This window comes from Mycolicibacterium sp. XJ662 (genome assembly GCF_053484035.1).
Genome location: NZ_JBEFTL010000001.1, coordinates 1,096,299 through 1,119,663, shown reverse-complemented (window position 1 = coordinate 1,119,663; position 23,365 = coordinate 1,096,299). Strand labels below are relative to the sequence as shown.

Below are 23,365 nucleotides of genomic sequence, written 5' to 3'. Positions count from 1 at the left end.
CAGCACAACTGTTCGTGGAATGGACCGTTCACGCACAGGGTGTTTCGCGATATGGCTGTGCGGCGGCCGGTTGGGGCTCAGGGCCGAACGGCGTCGATCGCGCGGTAGATACGCTGCTCGCTGACCGGGCGCGGGGTGCCGAGTTGCTGCGCCCAAAGGCTCACGCGCAGCTCTTCGATCTGGCGCGCGATGTCGCGGACATCGTCGGCGGCCGCGCGGGCCGGGGACAGCGCGGCGACGAGATCGTCGTAGGCGTCCTGCACGGCGTGCACGCGCGACATCCGCTCGCGGTCGGCTTCCACGGCATGCGGCAGCCGCTCCAGGCGTCGCCCGATCGCGGTGAGGTAGCGGGTGAGATCGGCGAGGTGTGCTGCGCCGGTTGCGGTGACGAACCGTTCGGGCAGCAGGGTGTCGAGTTGGGCGCGAATGTCGGCGATCGCGTCGGCCTGCGCGGAGGTCGGCTCAGTGGGTATGGCGAGTTCGACGTCGTGTGCGGCGGCAAGCACCTTTTGCACCCGGGCGACGATGTCGCGGGTGGTGCGCTCGAGGTCGGCGGCGACGCGTTCCCGCGTGGCGTTGAATTCGGCGCGGGTCCACGCCGGTGCGGGCGCCAACACGTCGACGGCGGCGTCGGCGCAATCTTCGAGCAGCGCCTGCAGCGACCCGTCCGGGTTGGCGCCCAGGACCAGTCGCGTTCGCGGATCGAGTTGGCGTTCAACTGTTTTGACCGGCGACGGCAGCGAAAGGCGCAGTAGTCGGCGGGTTCCGGGTCCCATCGCGCTGTTCTGCTCGGCCTGTGTGGCGAACACGTGCACATCGACCGTCGCGCCCGCATCCACCAGCGCCGGGTAGCCGCGCACGGAGTTCCGCTCGACGGTTCGGGGTAGCTCGTCGAGGTCGTCGGGCCAGCCGCGCAGCCCGGTGCGTTCGATCTCGCCGGCGACCGCGTCGGCGACGGCCCGCCGGGTTGTCCCGGCCAGCTCCTGCTGCAGCGCCTCGAGGTCCTTGCCACGCGAAAGCTCTTTTCCATCAGCGGATTCCACGGCGAACGTCACCCGCAGATGCGACGGCAGCTTGTCGAGGTCGAACGCGTCCATCGGCACCAACACGCCGGTGCGCCGGTGCAGTTCGCGTTGCACGGCGTCCAGCAGCGGACCGTCGTCGGGGGTGATCGCGGACAGGATGGCGCGCGCGGTGTCGGGTGCGGGAACGAAGTTGCGGCGCAGCGGTTTCGGAAGGGTTCGGATCAGTGCGGTGACCAGCTCCTCGCGAAACGCCGGTACCTGCCAGGCGAAGTCGTCGCCGCCGAGCCGGGCCAGCACCTCGACCGGAACATGCACGGTGACGCCGTCGTCCTCGGCGCCCGGCTCGAAGCGGTAAGTCAGCGGCAGCGCCAGATCGCCTGCGCGCCAGGCGTCGGGTTGTTCGGCGGCGTCGTCGGTGCGCAGCAGATCGTCGCGAGCGAAGGTCAGCAGATCCGGGGTCTTGTGCCGTTGTTTGCGCCACCACGCGTCGAAGTGGCGGGCCGAGACCACCTCGGCGGGCACTCGGGCATCGTAGAAGGCGAAGATCTCCTCGTCGCCGACCAGCAGGTCACGCCGTCGCGCCTTCTCCTCGAGTTTCTCGAGTTCTTCGCGTAGCCGGGCGTTGTCGCGGAAGAAGTGGTGGCGGGTCTGCCAGTCGCCTTCGACCAGCGCGTGGCGGATGAACAAGTCGCGGGCGACGTCGGGTTCGATCTGCGAATAGCCGACCCGGCGGCGCGCCACGAGCGTCAACCCATACAGCGTGACCCGCTCGTAGGCCATGACCGCGCCGCGTTGTGCGTCCCAGTGCGGCTCGCTGTAGGTGCGGTTGAGCAGATGCGCGCCGACGCGTTCGACGATCTCGGGTTGGATTCTCGCGGCGGTGCGTCCGTACAGCCTGCTGGTTTCGACCAGGTCGGCGACGACTACCCAGCGCGGCGGACGTTTGGTGAGCACTGAGCCGGGCGCGAGCACGAACCGGGTGTTGCGCGCACCCTGAAACTCCCTGGAGCCGCGGCCTTTGGAGTCGTCACGCGTTCCGATGTGCGACAGCAGCCCGGCCAGCAGCGCGGTGTGCACCTGCGCGGAATCGGCGGGTTCACTGGACTCCCTGATGCCCATGTCGCGGGCGATACTGCGCAGCTGGCCGACCAGGTCCTGCCATTCGCGGATCCGCAGGTAGTGCAGAAACTCGTCGCGGCACATCCGGCGGAATGCGTTGCCGGAAAGCTCTTTACGCTGCGCGCCAAGGTACCGCCACAGGTTGAGGTAGGACACGAAATCCGAATGCTCGTCGGCGAACCGGGCGTGTTTCTGCCGCGCGGCGTCCTCGCGGTCGGCGGGCCGCTCCCGCGGATCGGGGATCGACAGCGCCGCGGCCAACACCAGGATCTCGGCCACGCAACCTTCGGCGTCGGCCTGCAGGATCATCCGACCCAGCCGCGGGTCGACCGGCAATTGCGCGAGGCGGCGGCCGACTGCGGTGATCGTGCCGTCTGCATCGAAGGCGCCGAGTTCCTGCAGCAGCAGCACGCCGTCACGGATGCTGCGCCGCTCGGGCGGGTCTAAGAACGGGAAGCTTTCGATGTCACCGAGGTTCAGCGCGGCCATCTGCAGAATCACCGCGGCCAGGTTGGTGCGCAGGATCTCGGGATCGGTGTAGCGCGGCCGCGCTTGGAAATCCTCTTCGGAGTACAGCCGGATGCACACGCCGGGTGCGGTGCGCCCGGAGCGGCCTGCGCGCTGGGCGGCCGACGCCTGCGAGATCGGCTCGATCGGCAGCCGCTGCACCTTGGTACGTCGGCTGTAGCGCGAGATCCGCGCCGTGCCAGGGTCGACGACGTAGCGGATACCGGGCACCGTCAACGACGTCTCGGCGACGTTGGTGGCCAGCACCACCCGTCGTCCCGGATGCGGCGCGAACACCCGCTGCTGCTCGGCCGTCGGCAGCCGCGCATACAACGGCAGCACCTCGGTGTCACGCAGCACACCGCGCAGAACTTCTGCGGTGTCGCGGATTTCGCGTTCACCGGACAGGAAGACCAGGATGTCGCCGGGCGGTTCCGCCTCGAGTTCGGCGATGGCGTCGACGATGGCCTCGGTGCGGTCGCGGATCTCGGTGCGCACCACCTCGTGATCGGGGTCGTCGGGATCGTCGGCGTCGTCGGCCGGTACGGGCACTTCCAGTGGGCGGTAACGGATCTCGACGGGATAGGTGCGTCCGGACACCTCGACGATCGGTGCACCACCGCTACATCCATTTTCGGCACCGCCGAAGTGGGCGGCGAAACGCTGCGGTTCGATGGTCGCCGACGTGACGATCACCTTGAGGTCGGGCCGTCGCGGCAGCAGCTCACGCAGGTACCCGAGCAGGAAGTCGATGTTGAGGCTGCGTTCGTGCGCCTCGTCGAGGATCAGGGTGTCGTAGCGCAGCAGCCGGCGGTCGCGCTGGATCTCGGCGAGCAGGATGCCGTCGGTCATCAACTTGACCAGCGTGGCATCGCTGGCGCGGTCGGTGAACCGCACGGTGTAGCCGATGGCCTCGCCCAGCGGGGTGTTCAGTTCGTCGGCGATGCGCTGGGCGACCGTGCGCGCGGCGAGCCGGCGGGGTTGGGTGTGGCCGATCGTGCCGCGGATGCCGCGGCCGAGTTCGAGGCAGATCTTGGGCAGCTGGGTCGTCTTGCCGGAGCCGGTCTCCCCCGCGACGATCACCACCTGGTGGTCGCGGATGGCTTGGGCGATCTCGTCGCGTCGCTCGCTGACGGGCAGGTCCGGGTAGGTGATCTCGGGGACCGCGGCGGTGCGGGCGGCGACCAGCGCCTCGGCGGCGGCGAGTTGTTCGGTGAAGCGGGCGAGTTTGTCGGGTCCGGCGTCGCGCAAGCTTTTCAGCCGCCGGCGCAGCCGGGCCGCGTCGCGGATCGTCACCGCGTCGAGGCGGGCACGCAGTTCCTTGTCGCCCATTTGTCCCTTTGGGCCCACCGGTCGATGCGAAAGTCAGGCGTCCGGCGCCCAGTACGCGAGCATCTCCGCGAACGTCTCGAACGCCGGAGCCGACACCCCGTACGTCGCCTCGAGGTGAATGCTGAGCGGGAAACCGAGGTCGGCCACGCCGTCGATGACCCGCTTGTACAGGTCGACCATCAGCTTGCGCTTCTCGGTCGGGTCGGTGCCGGCCAACCGCTTGACGAACTCCTGCTCCTCGACGACCGCGGCGTTGCCCGGATCCTGGATCAACCAGTGGATCAGCCCGACCTTGCTCTCCATCTTCGGCACGAACCCGAACGACAGCAGGATCTCCGGCCGGTGATCGGTCTGCTGCGCGAAGTCCCGCAGGAACCCGACGATCGCATCGGAGTACAGCAGCTGCGTCATGCCGTACGTGGCGCCGCGGTCGCACTTGAATGCGAACCGGCCCTGCTCACCCTCGCGGGTCGGAATCAGAATCCCGCCGCGGTTGGGCACCAGATCGCCGAACATCGCCAGCGCATCCGTCGGCGCGACACCGGAGCCCTCGCCGTCGGCCATCGTGCGCGGCACACCGACGAACGCGATGCCCTCGAACCCCGCACCGGACAGCGAAGTCAGCCGTCGGCGCAGCGTCGGCTCGTCCATGAACGAGGTGACCTGCGTGCACAGCCCCTTGACGCCGGCCAGCTCGGGTCGGATCACCGACCAGAAGTCCAGGACGTCCATCTTCGGCTTCATCTCGACGGGCCGGTCGTCGTCCTCCTCGATCATGCCGGGGATCATCACGTGCCCGATACGGCCGTCGAGACCGGTCTGCGCCGCGTACCGCAGCACCTTGTCGGCATCCTCCAGCGCCTGCTCGCGGCCGCGGTCCACATTGGGCGCCACGAGCTCGAGCGCGATGGTGTTCAGCGTCACCGGGTTGCTCCTCGATCCGACGATTACTTCCCGCTGCGCGGCAGCTCTTTAGGAAGCCTCACCATACAGACCGGGCCGCTGAGGCCGCCGACGACGTCGCGCGCCACGGCCCCGCTCGTACTGTGGACAGGGTGAGCATCGCACCGGTAACCATCCCCGTCGGGGACCGCTTCGCCCGTGAATTTCCGGAGCTGGCCATCGACTGGCGCGCCGAGACCGCGCCCGACCCGCGGCTGCTGGTACTCAACGAACCGCTGGCCGCCGACCTCGGCCTCGACGCCGACTGGCTGCAGACCCCCGACGGCCTACAGTTTCTGACCGGTGCGCTGGTCCCCGACGGCGCCGCGCCGGTCGCGCAGGCCTACGCCGGCCACCAGTTCGGCGGGTTCGTCCCGCGGCTCGGCGACGGCCGCGCACTGCTGATCGGTGAGCTCACCACCACCGAAGGCGAGCTGCGCGACCTGCACCTGAAGGGTTCGGGCGCCACCCCGTTCGCCCGGGGCGGGGACGGGCTGGCCGCCGTCGGCCCGATGCTGCGCGAATACGTCATCAGCGAGGCGATGCACGCCCTCGGCATTCCCACCACGCGGTCGCTGGCCGTCGTCGCGACCGGGCGCACAGTCACCCGCGAGACCCTGCTGCCGGGCGCTGTGCTGGCCCGCGTGGCGCGCAGCCACCTGCGAGTCGGCACCTTCCAGTACGCGGCGACGACGGGTGACGCCGCGCTGTTGCGCCGCCTCGCCGACCACGCCATCGCGCGCCACCACCCCGCCGCGGCCGACGCCGACAACCCCTACGTCGCGCTGTTCGAAGCGGTGATCGCGGTGCAGGCCGCGTTGGTCGCGCAGTGGATGCTCGTCGGGTTCGTACACGGCGTGATGAACACCGACAACACCACGATCTCCGGCGAGACGATCGACTACGGGCCCTGCGCGTTCATGGAGGCCTACGACCCCGAGACGGTGTTCAGCTCGATTGACTCGTGGGGCCGCTACGCCTACGGCAACCAGCCGACGATCGCGGGCTGGAACCTCGCCCGGTTCGCCGAAACGCTGCTGCCGCTGTTCGCCGATGACCAGGAGCAGGCGATCAAGATCGCCCAGGACCGGCTCGAAGGGTTCAGCGTGCGGTTCCAGCAGGCGTTGACCAGCGGAATGCAGGCCAAGATCGGGCTCACCGGCGACCCGGCGCAGCAGGCGCCGCTGATGAACGAGTTACTCGAACAGCTCGCGGCCAGCCACGTCGACTTCACGTCGTTCTTCCGGCACCTGGGCCGAGCCGCGCGCGGCGACACCGAACCCGCGCGCGGACTGTTTCTCGACCTGGCGGCGTTCGACGACTGGGTGAGCCGCTGGCGCGCGCAGGACCCCGACCCCGAGCTGATGGGCCGGGTCAACCCGGTCTACATCCCGCGCAACCACCTCGTCGAGGAAGCCCTGACCGCGGCCACCGACGGCGACCTGCACCCGCTGCAGCGGCTGCTGACCGCCGTGACCGCGCCCTACGACGAACGGCCGGGCCTGGCGCGCTACGCCGAACCTGCGCCGGAGGACTTCGGTAGATACCAAACCTTCTGCGGGACCTGACCTGCGGCATACACTGCCGATCATGGTCTCCCTGCGACGGTCGGTGTGCGCGGCGCTTTTCACGGCTGCCCTGGCGGCCGCACCCTTCAGCCCGGCCGTCGCCGTGGCCCAGCCCGGCAACGTCGGCTGCGCGCCGGGTGAGACCGGCGTGATCTACGGTTGCGCGCCGTTCTGCGTGCCGGGCAAGGCGCTCGACGTCAGCACCGGGTTGTGCGTGCCGGCGCCGCCGCCGTTCCCGCATCCGCCGATCCAGTAGGCCCCGGGTTTTCCCGACGCCGTTATGCGGTTACTCATGGCCGGTGACCAATCAATATCAATTACGTCGTGACCTGCTGCAAGAGCTGCTGTGGGCGTACGGGCCGTGCGGCCAGGAGCAAGCGGTGCGCGACATCTGCCGCCGCGAGCTCGAACCGCACGTCGACGAGTCGTGGGTGGATGAAGCCGGGAACCTGATCGGGCAGGTCCGCGGCAAAAGCCGCGACGACGGGCGCGCCACCCGCGTCATGGCCCATATGGACGAGCTGTCGATGCTGGTCAAGCGGGTCGAGAGCGACGGCACCCTGCACCTGACGCCGCTGGGCACGATGTATCCGGGAAACTTCGGGCTCGGCCCGGTCATGTTGCTCGGTGACCGCCAGACCGTGTGCGGCGTGCTGACGTTGGGTTCGGAGCACACCACCAAGGAAAGCCTGCGGATCTGGGAGACCAAACCCGACCAGGGCGACAAGTCGCTGGACTGGATGCACGTCTACGTCTTCACCGGGCACACCCCAGAAGAGTTGATCGACGCCGGGGTGCAACCGGGCACCCGCGTGTGTATCGACCGCAGCAAGCGCACGCTGGTCGACGTCGGCGACGGCTACCTCGGCAGCTATTTCCTCGACGACCGCGCCCCGGTGACCGCGCTGCTGGATACGGCGCGCGTGATCGGCGACCGTCGCCCCGCCCACGACGTCTTCCTGGTGTTCACCACCAGCGAGGAGATCGGCGGGGTGGGCGGCTCCTATGCCAGCCGGATGCTTCCCGGCGATCTGACCCTGGCGCTGGAGGTGGGCCCGACGGAAGCCGAGTACGACACGTCGGTGCGCGGCGGTCCGATCGTGGGGTACAGCGACGCGCAGTGCGTCTACGACAAGGATGTCGCCGACGAGTTGATGGGCATCGGGCTGGACCTGGGGCTGTCGCCGCAGGCGGCGGTGCTCGGCGCGTTCGAGTCCGACGCTTCGCACGCCAAGAGCACCGGGCTCACGCCGCGCGCCGGGCTGCTGTGTCTGCCGACGCTGAGCACCCACGGCTATGAAGTCATTGCCCACCGGGCGATCCCGGACATGACAAAGCTGCTGGTGGAATTCCTGTCGCGCTCGTCCTAACCGTACGCCGCGGCGATGTCGGGTGAGTCCATCCAGCCGGCATAGGCCGGGCCTTGCGGCCAACCGTCGGGTGAGTCCTGCCAGTCTTCCTGGCGACCCCACGGCAGCACGTCGATGAGCGGGAACGTGTGGCTGAGCTGTTCGGTGCCGCGGCCGTTGGTGTGCCAGGTGCGGTACACCGCGTCTTCTCCCGACGGCGCCGTCGCTTTCAGGAACACGTTGATTCCGAAGCCGCCGCCGGGCGGGGCGTCGACGTCGGCGCCGAACGAGCTCTGCGACGAGGAGTACCAGTCCATCCGATTCACCACCTTGTCGCGGTAGGCCAGCGCCTCCTCGATCGGTCCGTTGGTGACGATGACGAAACGGGCGTCGTAGTTGTCGAGGAAGCCCAACCGGGTGAACTGGGACGTGAAGCTGGTGCAACCGCCGCACTGCCACTCCGCGCCGTCAGTCCACATGTGGTGGTAGACGATCAGCTGCGAACGTCCCTCGAATACGTCGGCCAGCCGCACCGGCCCGTGTTCGCCGATCAACGTGTAGTCCGGCATCTTCACCATGGGCAGCCGCCGGCGCTGCGCGGCGATGGCGTCGAGCTCGCGGGTCGCGGCCTTCTCCCGCACGCGCAGCTCGTCGAGAGCCGCCCGCCAGGTTTCGTGGTCGACGACGGGTGGTATCGCGGTCGGTTTGGTCATCGGTGCGCCTCCTGTACGTCTGATACAGGTTATGACCGGCTCAGCGCGCCAAACTCATCGTCGGATGCTGTCGGGTCGGACCCCGACGGATGCAGCCACGCCGCGATGTTGCGGACGTAGTCGGTGAAGATCGCCAGCCGCGGGGGGTCGGCCTTGATCTGCGTGCCGGGCGGTTCGGCCACGAACGACGGTGCGCCGGCGTCGACGTCCCAGTTGTAGTCGGCGAAGTGGTGAAACGTCGACTCGGCCAGCGCGCGGCCCATCGGCCGCCCGTCGGGGCCGGGTTCATCCTCCAGCGCGACGGCGAGGTTGAACCGGCGCCCGGTCGCGGTGCTGCGGCCCTGGGCGAGCACGGTGGCGAACGGTCCCTCGGCCGACACCGCGCCTTCGTGCGGATGGGCCGGGAACCATTCGATGCGACCGCTGGCCGTGCGCGCGGTGCGCAGCAGTTCGTGGGGCGGGCCCTCGATGAGGACGGGCTGATAGTCGCCGTTGGCGCCGGAGTGATAGTTGGGCCACGAGATGGTCGGGGTGTCTTGGTCGTCGCAGAGATGGCTCTGGTCGACGTTCGGGTCGGCGAACTTGTTCAGCCGCCCGACCGATCCCAGCCGCAGCAGACAGCAACCCAGGTCCTGGTGGTCGCGCGCGGTCAGTACTCCACCGCCGTTGCGCCGCAACCGCAAAAGCGCATCGGCGTCGGCGGCGCTGAGGCCGTCGCCGACATCGACGGCCATCAGCCACACCTGGTCGAAGCCGAGTTCGTCGACGCGGCACAGCACAGGATCGTCACCGCCGCTGCCGGTTCGGTTGCGCGCGACGACGACGTGGCCGGCAGCGCGTAGTTCGTTCACCAGCAGCGAGAACCGGTTGATGTTCCAGTCGTCGGGATCTTCGGAAATCGTGGTCTGCACAAGGATTCTGGACATCGTGATCAGCTCCGCCCGGCACGCAGATGCCGGCGCGCGGCGAGTTCCTCGTCGTCGACGAGGACCAGCATCGGTTGATCCGGCTTGCAGAACATCGTGACCACGAACCGGCTTTTGATGTCGTCGCGGTTGTTGGCATCCGAGTAGTGGATGACGTCGCCGCCGGGTTCCCAGAACGCTTCGCCTGCCTTGATCACCCGCGGCGGCTCACCTTCGAGCTCGAACAGCATCTCGCCTTCGAGCATGTAGCCGAACGCCGGTCCGCTCGGATGCCGGTGCGGCGGGGCGCCCGCGCTGCCCGGCGGGTACTCGACGACGACGGTCATGGTGTGCGCGTCTTGTGGGATGAACGGCGGCTCGGCTTCCTGCACCACCGTGAGCGCGGTTTCCCACGCCGCGTCGTATTCCTTGGACATCGGTTCTCCCTTCAGATGGCGCTGCCGCCGCCGTCGGCGTGCAGCGTGGATCCGGTGATGAAGCTGGCGCGGGGCGATGCGAGGAAGAGCACCGCGTCGGCGATCTCTTCGGGATCTGCGGTGCGGCCCAACGGAAGCGCGCGGCCGAGTTCGTCGTTGGTGTCGCCCCACTCTGCCGCTACACCTTCGGTTTTGGTCGGCCCGGGCGCGACGCTGTTGACGCGGATGCCGTACCGGCCGAACTCGGCGGCCCAGGTGCGGGTCAGCGACTCCACCGCGGCCTTGGAGGCGCTGTAGGTGGATGCGCCGGGGACGCCCTTGGAGGCGACCATGCTGGTGACGTTGACGATGCAGCCGAACCCGCGCTCGACCATGCCCGGCACCAGGCCGGCGGCCAGAAAGTAGGTGCCGCGCACGTTGGTGTCAAACGTCTTCTCGAACGAGTCGACGTCTTGTTCGATCGTCGTAGCTCCTGGGAAGCTGGCTGCGTTGTTGACCAGGATGTCGACATCTCCTGCTTGGCGCACAAGCTCTTTCACGTCTTCGAGATCGGAAAGGTCGGCTTGGATGAAGCGGGCGCCGATCTCGTCAGCCGCGGCCGTACCACGGTTACGGTCTCTGCCGGTGATGATGACCGAGGCACCTTCGCCCGCCATCAGGCGCGCGCAGGCGAATCCGATGCCTGCGGTGCCGCCGGTGATCAGCGCTGTGTGGTTGGTGAGTTCCATTGTGTTCCTTTCTCAGGCGATACATGGTTCGTCGGTGGCCAGGGCGGTCCGCAGACGATGTCGTGCCCGTGACACCCGCGACATCACGGTGCCCATCGGGACGTTCAGCAGTTTGGCGGTTTCGGCGTAGGTGTAGCCCTGGATGTCGGCGTAGTAGATCGCTTCCTTGAAGCTTTGCGGCAACGCGGCCAAGGCCGCCTTGATGTCGTTGTCGGGCAATGTATCCAGCACTTCGTCCTCCGCGGAGCGATGGACGGTGTCGTGATCGGTGAACGTGTCGACCGAAACCTCCACGGGGCGGCTCCGTTTGCGCCGATGCGTGCTGATCCACCGGTTGTAGAGGATCCGGAACAGCCACGCCCGAATGTTGCTGCCCTCCTCGAAGGTGTGGAAGCCCGAGTAGGCGTGCAGCAAGGTGTCCTGCAGGAGATCGTCGGCGTCGGCGTGGCTGCGGGTCAACCGGCGCGCAGCGCGGGACAGCACATCGAAGAGCGGTTCGGCCTCCCTGGCGAACCGCGCGGCCAGTTCTTCGTCGGTGCGGCGAAGGGAGGCCTTCATGCTGAAACCTCCCGGGTCTCTACAGTTCGGAGATGTAGGTGACGGTCTCGGACAGCGGCGCCCTGCCATGACGGACGTATTCGACCCTGGGGTCCTCGTATCCGATCGACATGCCGCAGAACAGCATCGGGTGCTCCGGTGGCGACACGATGGCCGCGCGTTGGCGCTTCCCAGTCCTCACGCTCTATGCCCAGCGCGCTGTAGCGCTGCCGGCCGAACTGGGATCGCCGTTCACGGTAGGGCGACTTCAGATCGCGCGGGTACATCTCGAATTCACGCTCGTCCCAAGAATCACCTTCAGCCACCCGTTCGGTGGCCAGCTTCTTGAGCTGGCACAGCGGCGCGCCGGTGACGACGTAGATGTGCCACGGTTGAAGGTTGGACCCCGACGGCGCCCCGGCCGCAGCGGTCAGCACGCGATGCAGGACTTCTATCGGCACCGGCCGGTCGAGGAATCCACGCACCGCCCGCCTGGTGCGCACCGCTTGGTATACGTCCATGGCCTCAGCCTTGCGGTCACGGGCGCGACGGCGAACCCTTGAAAGTACGTAGTCCCGTGCGGGGCTAGCCGGCCCACGAGATCTTGCGCAGCTGTCGCCGCGACGTGATCCCGAGCTTGACGAACACCTTGCGCAGGTGCCATTCGACGGTGTGCGTGCTGATGAACAACTGCGCGCCGATCTCCTGGTTGGTCAGCCCCTCGCTGGCCAGCCGCGCGATCTGGGCCTCCTGGGCCGTCAGCTGGTCACCGGAGCTACCGGTCTTCTTACGCGCTTTCTCACCGGTGGCAGCCAGTTCCCGTCGGGTGCGTTCGGCGAATGCCTCCGCACCCATCCGGGTGAACATCTCGTGGGCGGCGTTGAGCTGCGTGCGGGCGTCGACGCGCCGGTTCATGCGGCGCAGCCATTCGCCGTACCGCAGGTGCGCACGGGCGGCAAACACGGCGACGCGGGTGCGCTCCAGGTGCGCGATCGCCTCGGCGAAAAGGGCGTCGGCCCGTTCATCGTCGGCCAGCAGCGCCTGTCCGCTCGCCAAGGTGCCCAGGCCCCAATCGGTTCCGCTGCCGCCCGCGCGCACCTCGAGCTGCTCGAGCGCCGCCGCGGCGGCTTCTCGCTCGCCGATGTGCACCGCGGCTTCGATGAGTTCCGAAAGACACCATCCGTAGAAGCCGAGATCATCGAACTCACACGCGCGCCGCGCATTTGCGAACGCTTCCTCGTATCGGCCCAGGCCGTTGTAGAGGACCGCGGCAAGGTATCCGGTATACCCGTGCACTCGGCCCTCTCCCCTTGCGGTGGCCTCCGCGGCGGCCGATTCCAGAAGGCCCGCGGCGGTTTCGGCACCGCGCCACGCCTCCAACGACAAGGCGTGATACCTCAGCGGGGCGTAGCCGGTCGAAGCGGTGATCGATGCCGTCTCTTCGAGAAGAGCTGCTGCCGTGGAGAATTCGCCGGCCAGCACGTGTACGCCCGCACGATAGGCAAGCGCGGAGGGAAGGACGGCCAGCGTCCCGGTATCGCGGGCAAGCCGCACGGCGTCGGTGGCCAGGTGGTGCCACATGTCGTCATCCCACAGCTCGTGCACGGCCGATTCCTGGGCGATCGGAAACGCCAACCACAGCCAGCCCATCAGCCCGGGGCCGCCGCGGTTGACCTCCTCGTGCAGTCGCGTCACCGCGTCGCGCAGCGTCGCCACGCTGGCCGCGTGGCCGTCGGCCACCCGCATCGACAGGCCATCGAGCAGCAGGTCGATCGGACGGGGCGGCTGCGGACCCGGCGGTGCCAGCCGTGCCGGCTGGGCCACCTCCACCGCTCCGCCGAGCGGGCAGAGCCTGCTGCCGTGCATCGCCGCGCCCATGGCCTCCAGGTATGTCTCGCGGGCCAACCCGTCGTCGAGCGTTTCGAGTCCTTTGGCCGCCATGAGCAGGCCCACCGCCGTCTCGGAGACGGACAGCGATGTCTGGCCGCCTCGGCTCCTGGCGAACGCGATCTGTGCCTGCAGCCGCGCCAGCCGGGCGCGCTGCAGCGCCTCCAGCGGCGCATTTTGCGCGACGGCGATCAGGTGGTCGGCGCCGTCGAGGTCGGCGGCGTCGCGTTTGGCTTGCGCGGCGGCCAGCGCGCGGGCGCCGCGGCGTGCCGGATCCATGGTCAACTCCGTCGCACGTTCGAGAAACGCTGCCGCCGCTGCGATTCCACCTCGCGCCTGGGCGCGGTCCGCGGACCGTTCGAGTTCGGCTGCTACCTCTTCGTCCGGCCCTGCCGCGGCGTTGGCGAGGTGCCACGCGCGACGGTCGGGGTCGGCTGCGGGATCGGTCGCCTCGGCCAGTGCCTGATGAACGGCCCTGCGTTGCTGTGGGTCCGCGGCGCGGTAGGAGGCAGAACGCACCAGCGGGTGCCGGAACCGCACCGAGGTGCCGATGTCGATCAGGCCGGCGGCTTGAGCGGGAGCGCCCGCCTCGAGGGATACCCCGAGCCGTTGCGCGGCCCCCATCAGCAGCACCGCGTCACCGACGGGTTCGGCCGCCGCGATGAGCAGCAGGCGCTGGGTCTGGGGTGGGAGGTCCTCGATACGCCGCAGGAAGGTCTGCTCGATCTGGTTGACCAACGGCCGCGCGTCGGGGCGTCCGAAGCCGCCCGCCAGTTCCGCGACCATCAGGTCGTGCGGCAGCTCGAGCAGGGCGAGCGGGTTACCGCGCGATTCGGCGACGATGCGGTCGCGCACCCGCTCGTCCAGGCGGCCCGGGACGACCGACTCCAGCAGTGCGCGGGCATCATCGGGCCGTAGCCCGCCCACCGGCAGAGTGGGCAGGCCGTTCAACTCGTCGGCGCCACCCTCGCGCGCCGCGAAGATCAACGCGACCGGCTCGGCCAGAAGCCGGCGCGCGACGAACGCCAGCGTTTGTGTGGAGACCCGGTCCAACCACTGCGCGTCGTCGACCAGGCAGATCAACGGCTGATCCCGGGCGGCCGAGGCCAGCAGGCTCAACACTGCCAAGCCGACGAGAAAGCGGTCGGGTGCGGGACCCGCGCTGCGGCCGAACGCGGTGTCGACCGCCGCGTGTTGCGGTGCGGGCAGCGCATCGCTGTGGTCCGACAGCGGGGCGCAGAGCTGTTGCAGCCCGGCGAACGCGAGCTCCATCTCCGATTCCACGCCGGCGGTCCGCAGGACGCGGAAACCCGCCGCGTTGTCGGCGACAAAGTCCAGCAGCGCGCTTTTGCCGACGCCGGCCTCCCCGCGCAACACCAGAACCTGGCTCTGGCCGGAGCGGACGGTCGGGAGCAGACGGTCCAGGGCCGCGCACTCCTCACGTCGGCCACGTAGGGGGCGTGCCGCACCTGTCTTCGCCATGTGAACCTCCGCATCTGAGGGAGGATGCGTCTGAACGATACCGGCTTGTCCGGGCCGTCAACCGCGAAACATGACACCGTACGGACGTACAGCGCCGGTGGGCTGTCAGAATGTTCGCATGGCCCCACCTGCCCGCCGCGTCGGTGCCGAAACGTCGAAGACACGGGATGCACTGCTGGACAGCGTCGAGAAGATGATGCTCGACGAGGGCTACCCCAGCGTCACGTACCGCGCCCTGGCCACCAAGGCGGGCGTCACACCGAGCCTGGTGCAGTACTACTTTCCGACCCTCGACGACATCTTCATCGCCGCGATCCGGCGCTACTCCGCACGCAACCTCGAGTTCTTGAACAAGACGTTGGAGAAGCGCTCCGATGATCCGCTGCGGGCACTGTGGGAGTACAGCTGGGACGAGGCCACCGGTGCGCTGATGACGGAGTTCATGGCGCTGGGCAACCATCGCAAGTCGATCCGAGCCGAGATCGCCGCGGCCACCGAGAGTGGGCGCAAGGTGCAACTGAAGGCGCTGACGGCCAAGTTCGGTAAGAACGCGCGACTGGGCGGTGATCTGTCGTTGTCGGCGCTGCTGTTGTTGATCTCGGGTCTACCGAAATTCCTCAACCTCGAGGAAGGCGTCGGCGTGAAGACCGCACATGCGGAGGTCACCAAGGCGTTCGAACGCTTCCTGGACTCCGTGGAGCCGCCGGCGCCGTCGGCGAAGCGCAAGCGCGCCAAGCCCGCCGGCCGTTAGGCGGACACTTCCGCGGCTAGGTCTTCGGCGGGGTGTTTGCCGTCTCGAAGACGATGTCGCGTGAGCCGTTGTACTCGCCCTGCAGGCCCATAGCGTCGGCGAAGAAGAACGCGTCGACCTTGGCCTGCTCGGGCCAGGTCGACCCAGAGGGCCACATGTTGTACGACTGTACGGCGCGATCCGTGGTGCTGTACAGTCGTACAAGGTATTCACCTCTTGCGGAAGGATCTCCCGACGATGCCCGATGAGCTGGATCAGTTGCGGCAGCGCCTGCAGTACGTCGAAGACCGGATGGCGATCCTGGACTGCGTGATGAACCAGGCGCGCGGGCACGACCGCCACGACGCGGAGTTGATGGGGAGCGTCTACTGGGAAGACGGGGTCGACGAGCACGGGCCGACGGTCAAGTCCGGCCCCGAGTACGGCGAGTGGGCCAACGCGGCGCACAGCGCTGTGTTCGAGGACCACCTGCACAACGTCACCACCCACACGTGTGAGATCAACGGCGACGAAGCCCACGCCGAGAGCTACGTGATGGGCGCCATGCGGTCCAAGGGTGGCAAGGTGGTATCGCTGATGGGCGGTCGCTACCTGGACCGACTCGAGCGCCGTGACGGGGTCTGGAAGATCGCGCTGCGGCGCTGCACCATCGAATGGATGATGAGCGGCGACTCCTCGATGCTCAATTCTGGTGCGGTGCAAGGCTTCATCAAGGGTAAGTGGGACAAGACCGACGCGTCCTACATCCGGCCGTTGACGTTGGAGAGTGAACCTGTCGAACGGTGGTGACCGGTGAACCTGACCGATCGTGTCGCGCTGATCACCGGCGGAGCCTCGGGCATCGGCCGTGCGGCCGCTCGGCGGTTCGCCGCTGAAGGGCTGCGGGTGTGCGTGGTCGACATCGACGGTGACGCCGCCGACACCGTCGCATCCTCACTCGGCGGCCTCGGGTTGCAGTGCGACGTCTCCGACCCCGATCAGCTCGCAGCGGTTTTCGGCGCGTGCGTCGACGAACTCGGCAGCGTCGATCTGGTATTCCTCAACGCGGGCATCACCATTCACTGGTCCGGTGACATCGGCGCGCTCGACCTGGCCGACTACCGCCGATCGGTCGGCGTGAACCTCGACGGCGTGGTGTTCGGTGCGCGCGCGGCCGTGCGCACGATGCGGTCCCTTCCCGCCGATGATCGCGCGATCCTGGCCACCGCCTCGCTTGCCGGGCTGGTGCCGTGGCATCCCGACGCCGTCTACGCGCTGGGCAAGCACGCCGTCGTCGGGTTCATGCGCTCGATCGCGCCCAACCTCGCCGCCGAACGCATTGCCGTGCACACCGTCTGCCCCGGTATCACCGAAACCGGCGTCCTCGGCGATCGGCGCCGGCTCGTCGAGCGGATCGGCATTCCCGTCATGGAGCCCGACGCCGTCGCCGACGCCGCCCTGACCGCTGCCACCGCACCGCTGGACGAAACCGGAACCTGTTGGGTTGTGCAACACGGAAAACCTCCTTGGCCCATGACTTTTGCCGGTGTGTCTGCTGCTGATCAGCGGCTCAACACACCGGTGCGCCCGACTCACACGCCGTGACCCGGCGGATCCGGGTCACCATGGAGCAGTTCGTCGGGGTGGTGTGCATGGTTGATCTCGGGTGCGCTGGTGCCATCGGTCCACGCCAGCCGCCCGCCCTCGGTGACCGTGGTCTGCCATCGGCCCTGCGTGACGGCTGCGTGGTCAGGCCCGCAGGCGAAGAACAGCGTGTCGGCGTCTGTGGTGCCACCGGCTGACCAGTCGGTGCTGTGGTGAACCTCGCTGTGATAGCCCGGCGCCAGACAATTGGGGCGGGTGCAGCCGCCGTCGCGCGAGTAGCAGAGGATGCGCTGATCGGCGGTGGCGATGCGCTTCTGGCGGCCCAGGTAAATCGGGCGCTCGCTGTGGTCGTCGAAAACGGCGAGGTAGTGAATCGCGCCGGCCGCCATGCGGATCAGATCCCGCATCGGCAGCGCGGTGTTTCCGCCAGTACGGGCCGGCGCGGGCATCGACACGAACGGATCGGTCACCGCATGGGCGGCCTGGTTCAGCTCCGCCAGCGTGGTGCGCGCGATCACCGTGACCGCATGACCACGATGGGACCCGAACCCGCCGGAGGCGATGCCTTCCTTGAGCCCCAGCTTGATGCCGTCATGACACCGCTGCGCTGAGTTGCGCTCATCGGGCACCTCTTCGACGGCGCCGTCGGGTAGATGCCGTCCTGGGCGCACCGCGGCGCTGCACGCCTCGATATAGGAGCGGGTCTCCGGATCGACCCAGCCCGTCAGCCGCGACATCCCATCGCGGCCCTGCGACCCCAGCGAGATCCCGCGGCGGCGTTGCCGGTCCTCTTCGTTGTAGTGGCCGTCGGGGTTGAAGATGTCGTCGATGCGCTTGCCGACCGCCTTGACGATGTCTGCGTCGTTCTTGGTGGCTTGGCGGACCAGGCTGGCTTCCACATCGCTGCGGTCGGTCACCGAGATGTTGGAGGGCAACCGGTCCATCGCCGTGCAGATCTCCTTGAGGTGGTCTGCACCGATCGCGCCCTGTTCGACGGCGGCGCCCGTCTCGGGTAGCAGCGCCGGCAATGGCGGCCCGCTCAATTGGCGGCGCGGACGGATCTTTCGCGCCATCTTGAAGCGCCGCTTGATCTCGGCGGGCGGGATGCGCAGCCGCGCCCACAGTCGGTCGATCAAACCCGGTGCCATCGCGGACTCGTCCGGAGGGTCGGCGATTTCACCGAACACCCGGTACATCAGTCCTCGGTTCACCCGCTCCTGGCCCTCCAACCGCTCTGCCATCTGCACGCGGTAGGTGTTGCCGACCACATCAGAGGACAGTTCCCGTAGTTCGCTGTAGGCGGCATCGACCTGATCCAGCAGCGCGGTGATCCGCTCGCGCGTCGCCTGTCCGGTGATGAAACTGCCCATGCCGCAACGCTATCGAAGCCGCCTACCAAGGCGGCAGGTCACACGAACGATCTGTGGATCAATACGCCGTTGGGGATGACCGCAAGCGCACACCCAAAATTTGAGTTCCTAAGCGGAGTCAAGCGGTCTTGGGCTGTTTTATCGTGGTGTTGGCGGGTCGGTGGATTGGAGCGCTTGGCGACTCCTGTTGTCCCCGGCCCGTCCTGCCTTTCCGCCGCTGGGATTGGCGGGTGTTCGCAGCCTTGATGCGGGTCTGTTTGTCGACGGCGTGGTGGGCGCGGACGATTCGACGTCCTTCTTCGCTGGTGATGGGCCGGCTATCGGTGTCGGCAAGCACGTAGTGCTGGCCTGTGCGCCAGCAGGTGGCGATGCGGGTGAGCAGGATGGTGGCGATGTGGCAGAGCGCCGAGTCGTGGTGTCGTTCGGTGGCCATGAGCCGTTTGTACTTCGCGGCGAGTTGCGGGTCGGTCTTGCGGGCCTGATCGGCGGCGTTGAAGAGGGCTTCACGCAGCAGTGGGTCGCCGGCCTTGGTGAGCCCGCCATGGTGTTCTGCTTGTCCGGACTGGCTGACTTTGGGGACCAGACCGGAATAGGCGCGGATAGCAGCCAAGGAGTGGAAGCGGTGTGGGTCACCGATGCGGCCGGCGATGACGGCGCAGGTGACCGGCCCGACGCCGGGTGCAGAGGCGATGATCCCGCTGGGGTCGGCCTCGGCGTAGAGGTTGGTGCAGCGCTCATCGAGATCCTCGATCTGCTCGGTCAGCACCTGGGCTTGCTCGGCTTCCACCGCGATGTCGGCGGCCAGCTCGGCAAAGTCGATGCGGGCCTCTGCGCCAGATCCCCACAGCTGCAACGATTCTGCGGCGGCGGTCAACAGCAGGCTGGCCTGGTGTTCGCGCCACGCGCCGCGGGAATGGCGGATCAGAAAGCGGGTCAGGCGAGCATGGCCGAGTCGGATCAGGATGTGCGGGTCGGCGTAGCGGGTCAGCAGTGCCAGCGCGGTCTTGCCGTAGTTCGATCCCAGCGCCTCATACCAGGCCGGGCCCAGGAGTTCCAGGTGGGCGTCGAGGCGCTGAAAGACCGCAGTGCGGCGCTTGACGATCGATGAGCGGATCTTGACCACCCGCCGCAGCGGTTCAGCCGGGCCATCACCGGTGTGCGCGCGCAGCCCCTCGGGGTGTAGCAGCGGCAGTCGGGCCAGCAGCTTGGAGTCCAGGTGGTCGTTTTTGGTGTGCTTGGAGTAGTAGGCGCGCAGGTCCGCGGACTGGGTGGTGGGCACCATCGAGATCCGGGCACCGCAACTGCGAAACCAGGATGCGACGGGCACCCACGCGTTGCGGGTCGGTTCCATCACGACACGCAGCGTGTCGTTTTCGCCCAGACCGATGTCTGCCCACAGTTTCTCCAGCTCGGCGGGCCGGGTGAAGAACTTCTTCCCGGTCCACACGAACGTGCCGTCGGGGCGCGCCAGCGACGCTTGATGAGCAGCCCGGCAGGCCAGGTCGATTCCCAGGGTCAGTTCCACACCACGTCCTTCCGATCAATGGGGTTGTGGACCTGTGATCGGGGCTGGCATGGCCCAGACATTCCGTAAGCAGGAGTCCGACATCCGCCGGCTCCAAGTTCCCGAACAGAGACACCTGCACCGCACAGGTCGTGCTCGCGGACGGCCACTCAAAAATCAGGAATCCGAACGGTTCCAGTCGGTGGCCTCGGCCGTCCGCGAGCACTCACCCAATCTAAATGTCGGTGCCCTGTGGTAGGCGCTCAGCCCACGATCGTGGGCATGCTGTCCCAGCCTCGCACGGTCGCGGTCGGCGCCCGTACGGCGTTGTCGATGTCCACCGTCCAGTCCGGCCAGCGTTTGAGGATTTCCTCCAGGGCGACCCGGCCTTCCAGTCGGGCCAGCGACGCACCCAGGCAAAAGTGCGTGCCCCGGCCGAACGACAGGTGGTTGGCGTTGCGGTGGATATCGAAGACGTCAGGCTTGTCGAACTTGCGGTCGTCACGGTTGGCCGATCCGCTCATGAGCAACAGCGCGCTGCCGGCCGGGATGACCTGCCCGTGATACGAGACATCGTTGGCGACATATCGGGCAATGGAATGCACCGGCGGTTCGTACCGCAGCACCTCTTCGACCGCGCCGGCGATCAGCGATGGATTGTCGACCAATTCCCGACGCTGCGAGGGATGTTCGCCGAGAATCTTGCCCAGCCAACCGAAAAGTCGCCCCACCGTCTCGGTCCCGGCGTTGGCGATCACCCCAAGGAAGACCAACAACTCCTCATCGCGCAGCTTGCGCCGGCGTCCGTCAACATCGTCGAATTCCACGTTGAGCAACTCGGTCACCAGATCGTCGCTCGGGTTGTCCTTGCGCCACTCTACGTAGCCCCGAAACATGTTGCCGTTGAAGTAGTTGTCCTTCTGCACCGGCAAGGGCTCACCGGGCTTGTTGCGCAACCGCGCACCCGCGACCTTACGGACCGTGCGCTGCAACGAGTCCGGGATGCCGACCAGCATGCCGATGACCCGCATCGGCATCTCAGCGCCGAGGTCGGTGGTGAAGTCGAACCGGTCACCGTCGCGCAGCGGATCCAGGCACGCCGCACAGAACGCGCGCACCTGGTCCTCGATCGCCGCCATCTTGCGCGGCGTGAACGCCCGCGACACCAACAGCCGGTGCACGGTGTGCAGCGGCGGGTCCTCGTTGATGAAGACCCCCAGCGGCATCACCGGTTCGGCCTTGACCACCTCGAGTATGTCGCCCTTGGCCGAACTGAGGTTCTCGACGTCGCGCAGCGCAGCCTCGACGTCGGCGAACCGGCTCAGCGCCCAGAAGTCGAACTTTTCGTTGTAGTACACCGGCGCCTCGTCGCGTAGCCGCTTGTACACCGGATACGGGTCCACATCGATCGACACGTCGTAGGGGTCGTACCAAAGCTCGGACACCTGTACGATCGTACAGCACGCGCGTTCGGTCGAAAGGTGATCAATGGATCTGGGTTTCGTCTCGCTCAACACCTCCCGCGATATCGCGCCGGACGCGCTCGCCGCGGAGCTGGAATCGCGTGGCTTCGAGTCGATCTGGGTCGGCGAACACCCCCAGATCCCGTTGGCCGCCGCCGCTCAGTTCCCCAAAGCCCTGCTCGAGGCGCAGAAGCAGATGCGCGACCCGCTCCTGTCGCTGCTGGCGGCGGCGCAGGCGACCACCACGCTGCGGCTCGGCACGGCGGTGCTACTCCCGCTCGAACGTGAGTTGTTCACCCTGGCAAAGCAAGTCGCCACCTTGGACCAGATGAGCCAGGGCCGGCTGCAGCTGGGCGTCGGGGTGGGTTTCCGCACCGAGCTTGCGGTGTCGCGGCCGCTGGCCTGGTCGGATCGCTACCGTGCGCTGGCCGACATGGTCGCCGCCCTGGGCGCGCTATGGGCCGATGACGAGTCCGAGCACCACGGTGAGTTCTTCGATTTCGAGCCGGTGTGGTCCTACCCGAAACCGGTGCAGAGCCCGCGTCCGCCGCTGCTGGCGGCCGCCACCGGACCCAAGGCGGTCCGCGACTGTCTCGGCTGGGCCGACGGTTGGCTGCCCGGCGACGCGGCGTTTCGCGATGTGGCGGCCGCGCTGGCCGACTTCCGCCGCACCGCACATGAGGCCGGTCGAGACCCCGCGACGCTCGACCTGACGCTCATGGCGTGGGGGGACCCCAAGGTCGAGAAGCTGGCGGCCTACCGCGACATGGGGTTCAACCGGGTGGTGCTGGGCGGCGGGCGGCGCAACGCCGATGATCCGTCGACCACAATGGCGTTTCTCGACCGGTACGCCGCGATGGTCGACGAACTCCGCTCCTGACCTGGCTCAGGCCCCCGGCACCGGGCGCACCCTGGAGTGCACCAGTTCAAGCAGCTGACCGTCGGGATCGCGCACCATGCAGGCGAATCCACCGCCTGGATCGGCGGCGACGGTCCCACCGGCCGCCTGCACCGCGGCCTGCGCGGCGGCGATGTCGTCCACGGCGATCGACACGTGCGTCAGGCCCGCGCCGACCATGCCGCGTTCGGCCTCCTCCGGCGCCGGGTAGCCCGAGAACGTCAGCAGCTGCAGAACGACGCCGCCGTTGCGCAGGTACACCGCCGAAAAGCCGATCGGCGGCGCCAGCCCGAGCAGCCCGGCAGCCATCTCGTCGGGCACGGTCAACCGCTTCACCTCGGCGAAACCCAGTGCCTCGTAGAAGCTTAGCGACTTATCGAGGTCGCGTACCCGCAGGCCGACGTGGCTGACATCCATATCAGACCCCCGCCGGGCCCGGGCCGCCGTGCATGTACAGCGTCTGGCCCGAGCAGTAACTGGACGCATCGGATGCGAAGAACAGCACGCCGTAACCGATCTCCTCGGGTTCGGCGATGCGGCCTGACGCGTTGGTCTGCCCGATCATGTCGATGTCGAAGCCCTGTCGCTGCGCATCGGCCTCCAGGCCCGGAGTGCGGATGGCCCCGCACGCGATGCAGTTGACCCGCACACCCTTTCGGGTCCACGCCGCCGCCATCGATCCGGTCAGGTTGTTCAACCCTGCCTTGGCCGCGCCGTAGATCGCCGCCTGCGGCATCGCCAACAGGCTTGCGCCCGAGGAGATGTTGACGATCGCGCCCCGACCCTGTTCGATCATCGGCTTCACCGCGGCGCGCGACAGATACCAGGCGCTGGACAGGTTGAGGTTCAACACTTCATGCCACTCGTCGTCGGTCCACTTCATCAGCGACTTCGTCTCGCCGCCACCGGCGTTGTTGAGCAACACGTCGAGCCGGTCGAACTCGCCGACTGCGGCGTCGACCAGCGCGCGGCACTGCTCGGCGTCGGTGACATCTGTCGGCACCGCCAACGCGCGCCTGCCTAGCGCTTCGATCTCTGCCGCCGTGGATTTCAGTGGCTCGGCGCGTCGTCCGGCGAGCACGATGTCGGCGCCGTGCTGGGCCAACACCAGCGCCGAAGCGCGCCCGATACCGGTTCCGCCGCCGGTGATGACGGCGACCCTTCCCTCCATCGAGAACCTGTCGTTCACAGCGCCACTTCCTGTCCGGGTCGATTGCAGTACGACTGTACAGCATGGGCGGTGGCTCTCGACAACTTTGCGGGC

21 protein-coding genes and 1 pseudogene are annotated in these 23,365 nt (G+C 67.9%); 7 read left to right on the top strand and 15 right to left on the bottom strand.

Annotation, left to right across the window (positions count from 1 at the left end):
* Positions 1–77: 77 nt before the first annotated feature.
* Together hrpA and ABQE93_RS05200 are read right to left on the bottom strand one after the other, a co-directional pair.
* A complete protein-coding gene (gene hrpA, locus ABQE93_RS05205) occupies positions 78–3,983 on the bottom strand; it encodes an ATP-dependent RNA helicase HrpA (protein ID WP_448406202.1) in 3,906 nt (1,301 codons plus the stop codon).
* Between the two features lie 33 nt (positions 3,984–4,016).
* Positions 4,017–4,907 (bottom strand): mycobacterial-type methylenetetrahydrofolate reductase, encoded by an 891-nt coding sequence (locus ABQE93_RS05200; protein WP_448406201.1) that lies wholly within the window; start codon positions 4,905–4,907, stop codon positions 4,017–4,019.
* Positions 4,908–5,038: 131 nt separating this feature from the next.
* Here ABQE93_RS05200 and ABQE93_RS05195 point away from each other — a divergent pair, with 131 nt between their 5' ends.
* Genes ABQE93_RS05195 through ABQE93_RS05185 form a run of 3 tightly spaced genes read left to right on the top strand, consistent with a single transcriptional unit; the run spans position 5,039 to position 7,863 of the window.
* Positions 5,039–6,493 carry a protein adenylyltransferase SelO gene (locus tag ABQE93_RS05195; RefSeq protein WP_448406200.1) on the top strand — a complete coding sequence of 485 codons (1,455 nt, stop codon included), beginning with the start codon at positions 5,039–5,041 and terminating at the stop codon, positions 6,491–6,493.
* A 22-nt stretch (positions 6,494–6,515) separates the two neighbouring features.
* On the top strand, positions 6,516–6,749 hold the full coding sequence (locus ABQE93_RS05190; RefSeq protein ID WP_448406199.1) for a hypothetical protein: 234 nt from the start codon (positions 6,516–6,518) through the stop codon (positions 6,747–6,749).
* Between the two features lie 43 nt (positions 6,750–6,792).
* Positions 6,793–7,863 carry a M42 family metallopeptidase gene (locus ABQE93_RS05185; protein WP_448406198.1) on the top strand — a complete coding sequence of 357 codons (1,071 nt, stop codon included), beginning with the start codon at positions 6,793–6,795 and terminating at the stop codon, positions 7,861–7,863.
* On the opposite strand, the gene ABQE93_RS05180 is transcribed toward ABQE93_RS05185, so the two are convergent.
* The 7 genes and pseudogenes from ABQE93_RS05180 to ABQE93_RS05150 form a co-directional block, all read right to left on the bottom strand.
* Positions 7,860–8,555, bottom strand: a complete 696-nt coding sequence (locus ABQE93_RS05180) for a DUF899 domain-containing protein (RefSeq protein ID WP_448406197.1) — start codon at positions 8,553–8,555, stop codon at positions 7,860–7,862. The genes ABQE93_RS05185 and ABQE93_RS05180 overlap by 4 nt on opposite strands.
* A 29-nt stretch (positions 8,556–8,584) precedes the next feature.
* Positions 8,585–9,481, bottom strand: a complete 897-nt coding sequence (locus ABQE93_RS05175; protein WP_448406196.1) for a hypothetical protein — start codon at positions 9,479–9,481, stop codon at positions 8,585–8,587.
* A 5-nt stretch (positions 9,482–9,486) separates the two neighbouring features.
* Positions 9,487–9,897, bottom strand: coding sequence for a cupin domain-containing protein (locus tag ABQE93_RS05170; RefSeq protein ID WP_448406195.1), 411 nt, complete (start codon positions 9,895–9,897; stop codon positions 9,487–9,489).
* Positions 9,898–9,908: 11 nt separating this feature from the next.
* Entirely contained in the window at positions 9,909–10,625 is a 717-nt protein-coding gene (locus ABQE93_RS05165) for an SDR family NAD(P)-dependent oxidoreductase (protein WP_448406194.1), read from the bottom strand.
* A gap of 12 nt (positions 10,626–10,637) precedes the next feature.
* The gene (locus ABQE93_RS05160) at positions 10,638–11,183 is read right to left on the bottom strand and encodes a sigma-70 family RNA polymerase sigma factor (protein ID WP_448406193.1); all 546 of its coding nucleotides are present in this window, start codon (positions 11,181–11,183) and stop codon (positions 10,638–10,640) included.
* A gap of 19 nt (positions 11,184–11,202) precedes the next feature.
* Positions 11,203–11,683: pseudogene (locus ABQE93_RS05155) on the bottom strand (nitroreductase family protein).
* 64 nt (positions 11,684–11,747) lie between these two features.
* Complete coding sequence (locus ABQE93_RS05150; RefSeq protein WP_448406191.1) at positions 11,748–14,531, bottom strand: helix-turn-helix transcriptional regulator; 2,784 nt, start codon at positions 14,529–14,531, stop codon at positions 11,748–11,750.
* A gap of 118 nt (positions 14,532–14,649) precedes the next feature.
* Between ABQE93_RS05150 and ABQE93_RS05145 the strand changes: the two genes are divergently transcribed.
* Complete coding sequence (locus ABQE93_RS05145; protein WP_448406190.1) at positions 14,650–15,282, top strand: TetR/AcrR family transcriptional regulator; 633 nt, start codon at positions 14,650–14,652, stop codon at positions 15,280–15,282.
* Positions 15,283–15,298: 16 nt separating this feature from the next.
* On the opposite strand, the gene ABQE93_RS05140 is transcribed toward ABQE93_RS05145, so the two are convergent.
* On the bottom strand, positions 15,299–15,439 hold the full coding sequence (locus tag ABQE93_RS05140; RefSeq protein ID WP_448406189.1) for a hypothetical protein: 141 nt from the start codon (positions 15,437–15,439) through the stop codon (positions 15,299–15,301).
* A gap of 80 nt (positions 15,440–15,519) precedes the next feature.
* On the opposite strand from ABQE93_RS05140, the gene ABQE93_RS05135 reads away from it, so the two are divergent.
* On the top strand, positions 15,520–16,071 hold the full coding sequence (locus ABQE93_RS05135; protein WP_448406187.1) for a nuclear transport factor 2 family protein: 552 nt from the start codon (positions 15,520–15,522) through the stop codon (positions 16,069–16,071).
* A 3-nt stretch (positions 16,072–16,074) separates the two neighbouring features.
* Positions 16,075–16,866, top strand: coding sequence for an SDR family oxidoreductase (locus tag ABQE93_RS05130; RefSeq protein WP_448406186.1), 792 nt, complete (start codon positions 16,075–16,077; stop codon positions 16,864–16,866).
* Here ABQE93_RS05130 and ABQE93_RS05125 read toward each other — a convergent pair.
* From ABQE93_RS05125 to ABQE93_RS05115, 3 genes are all read right to left on the bottom strand, one after another.
* On the bottom strand, positions 16,854–18,236 hold the full coding sequence (locus ABQE93_RS05125) for a 13E12 repeat family protein (protein WP_448406185.1): 1,383 nt from the start codon (positions 18,234–18,236) through the stop codon (positions 16,854–16,856). The genes ABQE93_RS05130 and ABQE93_RS05125 overlap by 13 nt on opposite strands.
* 118 nt (positions 18,237–18,354) lie before the next feature.
* Positions 18,355–19,761, bottom strand: coding sequence for an IS110 family RNA-guided transposase (locus ABQE93_RS05120; protein WP_448406184.1), 1,407 nt, complete (start codon positions 19,759–19,761; stop codon positions 18,355–18,357).
* A gap of 242 nt (positions 19,762–20,003) precedes the next feature.
* Positions 20,004–21,185, bottom strand: coding sequence for a cytochrome P450 (locus ABQE93_RS05115; protein WP_448406183.1), 1,182 nt, complete (start codon positions 21,183–21,185; stop codon positions 20,004–20,006).
* A gap of 43 nt (positions 21,186–21,228) precedes the next feature.
* Between ABQE93_RS05115 and ABQE93_RS05110 the strand changes: the two genes are divergently transcribed.
* Positions 21,229–22,083: a TIGR03619 family F420-dependent LLM class oxidoreductase gene (locus tag ABQE93_RS05110; protein WP_448406182.1), complete on the top strand. Its 855-nt coding sequence runs from the start codon at positions 21,229–21,231 to the stop codon at positions 22,081–22,083.
* Between the two features lie 6 nt (positions 22,084–22,089).
* Here ABQE93_RS05110 and ABQE93_RS05105 read toward each other — a convergent pair whose 3' ends face one another.
* Positions 22,090–22,518, bottom strand: coding sequence for a VOC family protein (locus tag ABQE93_RS05105; protein WP_448406181.1), 429 nt, complete (start codon positions 22,516–22,518; stop codon positions 22,090–22,092).
* Between the two features lies 1 nt (position 22,519).
* Positions 22,520–23,290 (bottom strand): SDR family NAD(P)-dependent oxidoreductase, encoded by a 771-nt coding sequence (locus tag ABQE93_RS05100; RefSeq protein ID WP_448406180.1) that lies wholly within the window; start codon positions 23,288–23,290, stop codon positions 22,520–22,522.
* Positions 23,291–23,365 lie beyond the last annotated feature (75 nt).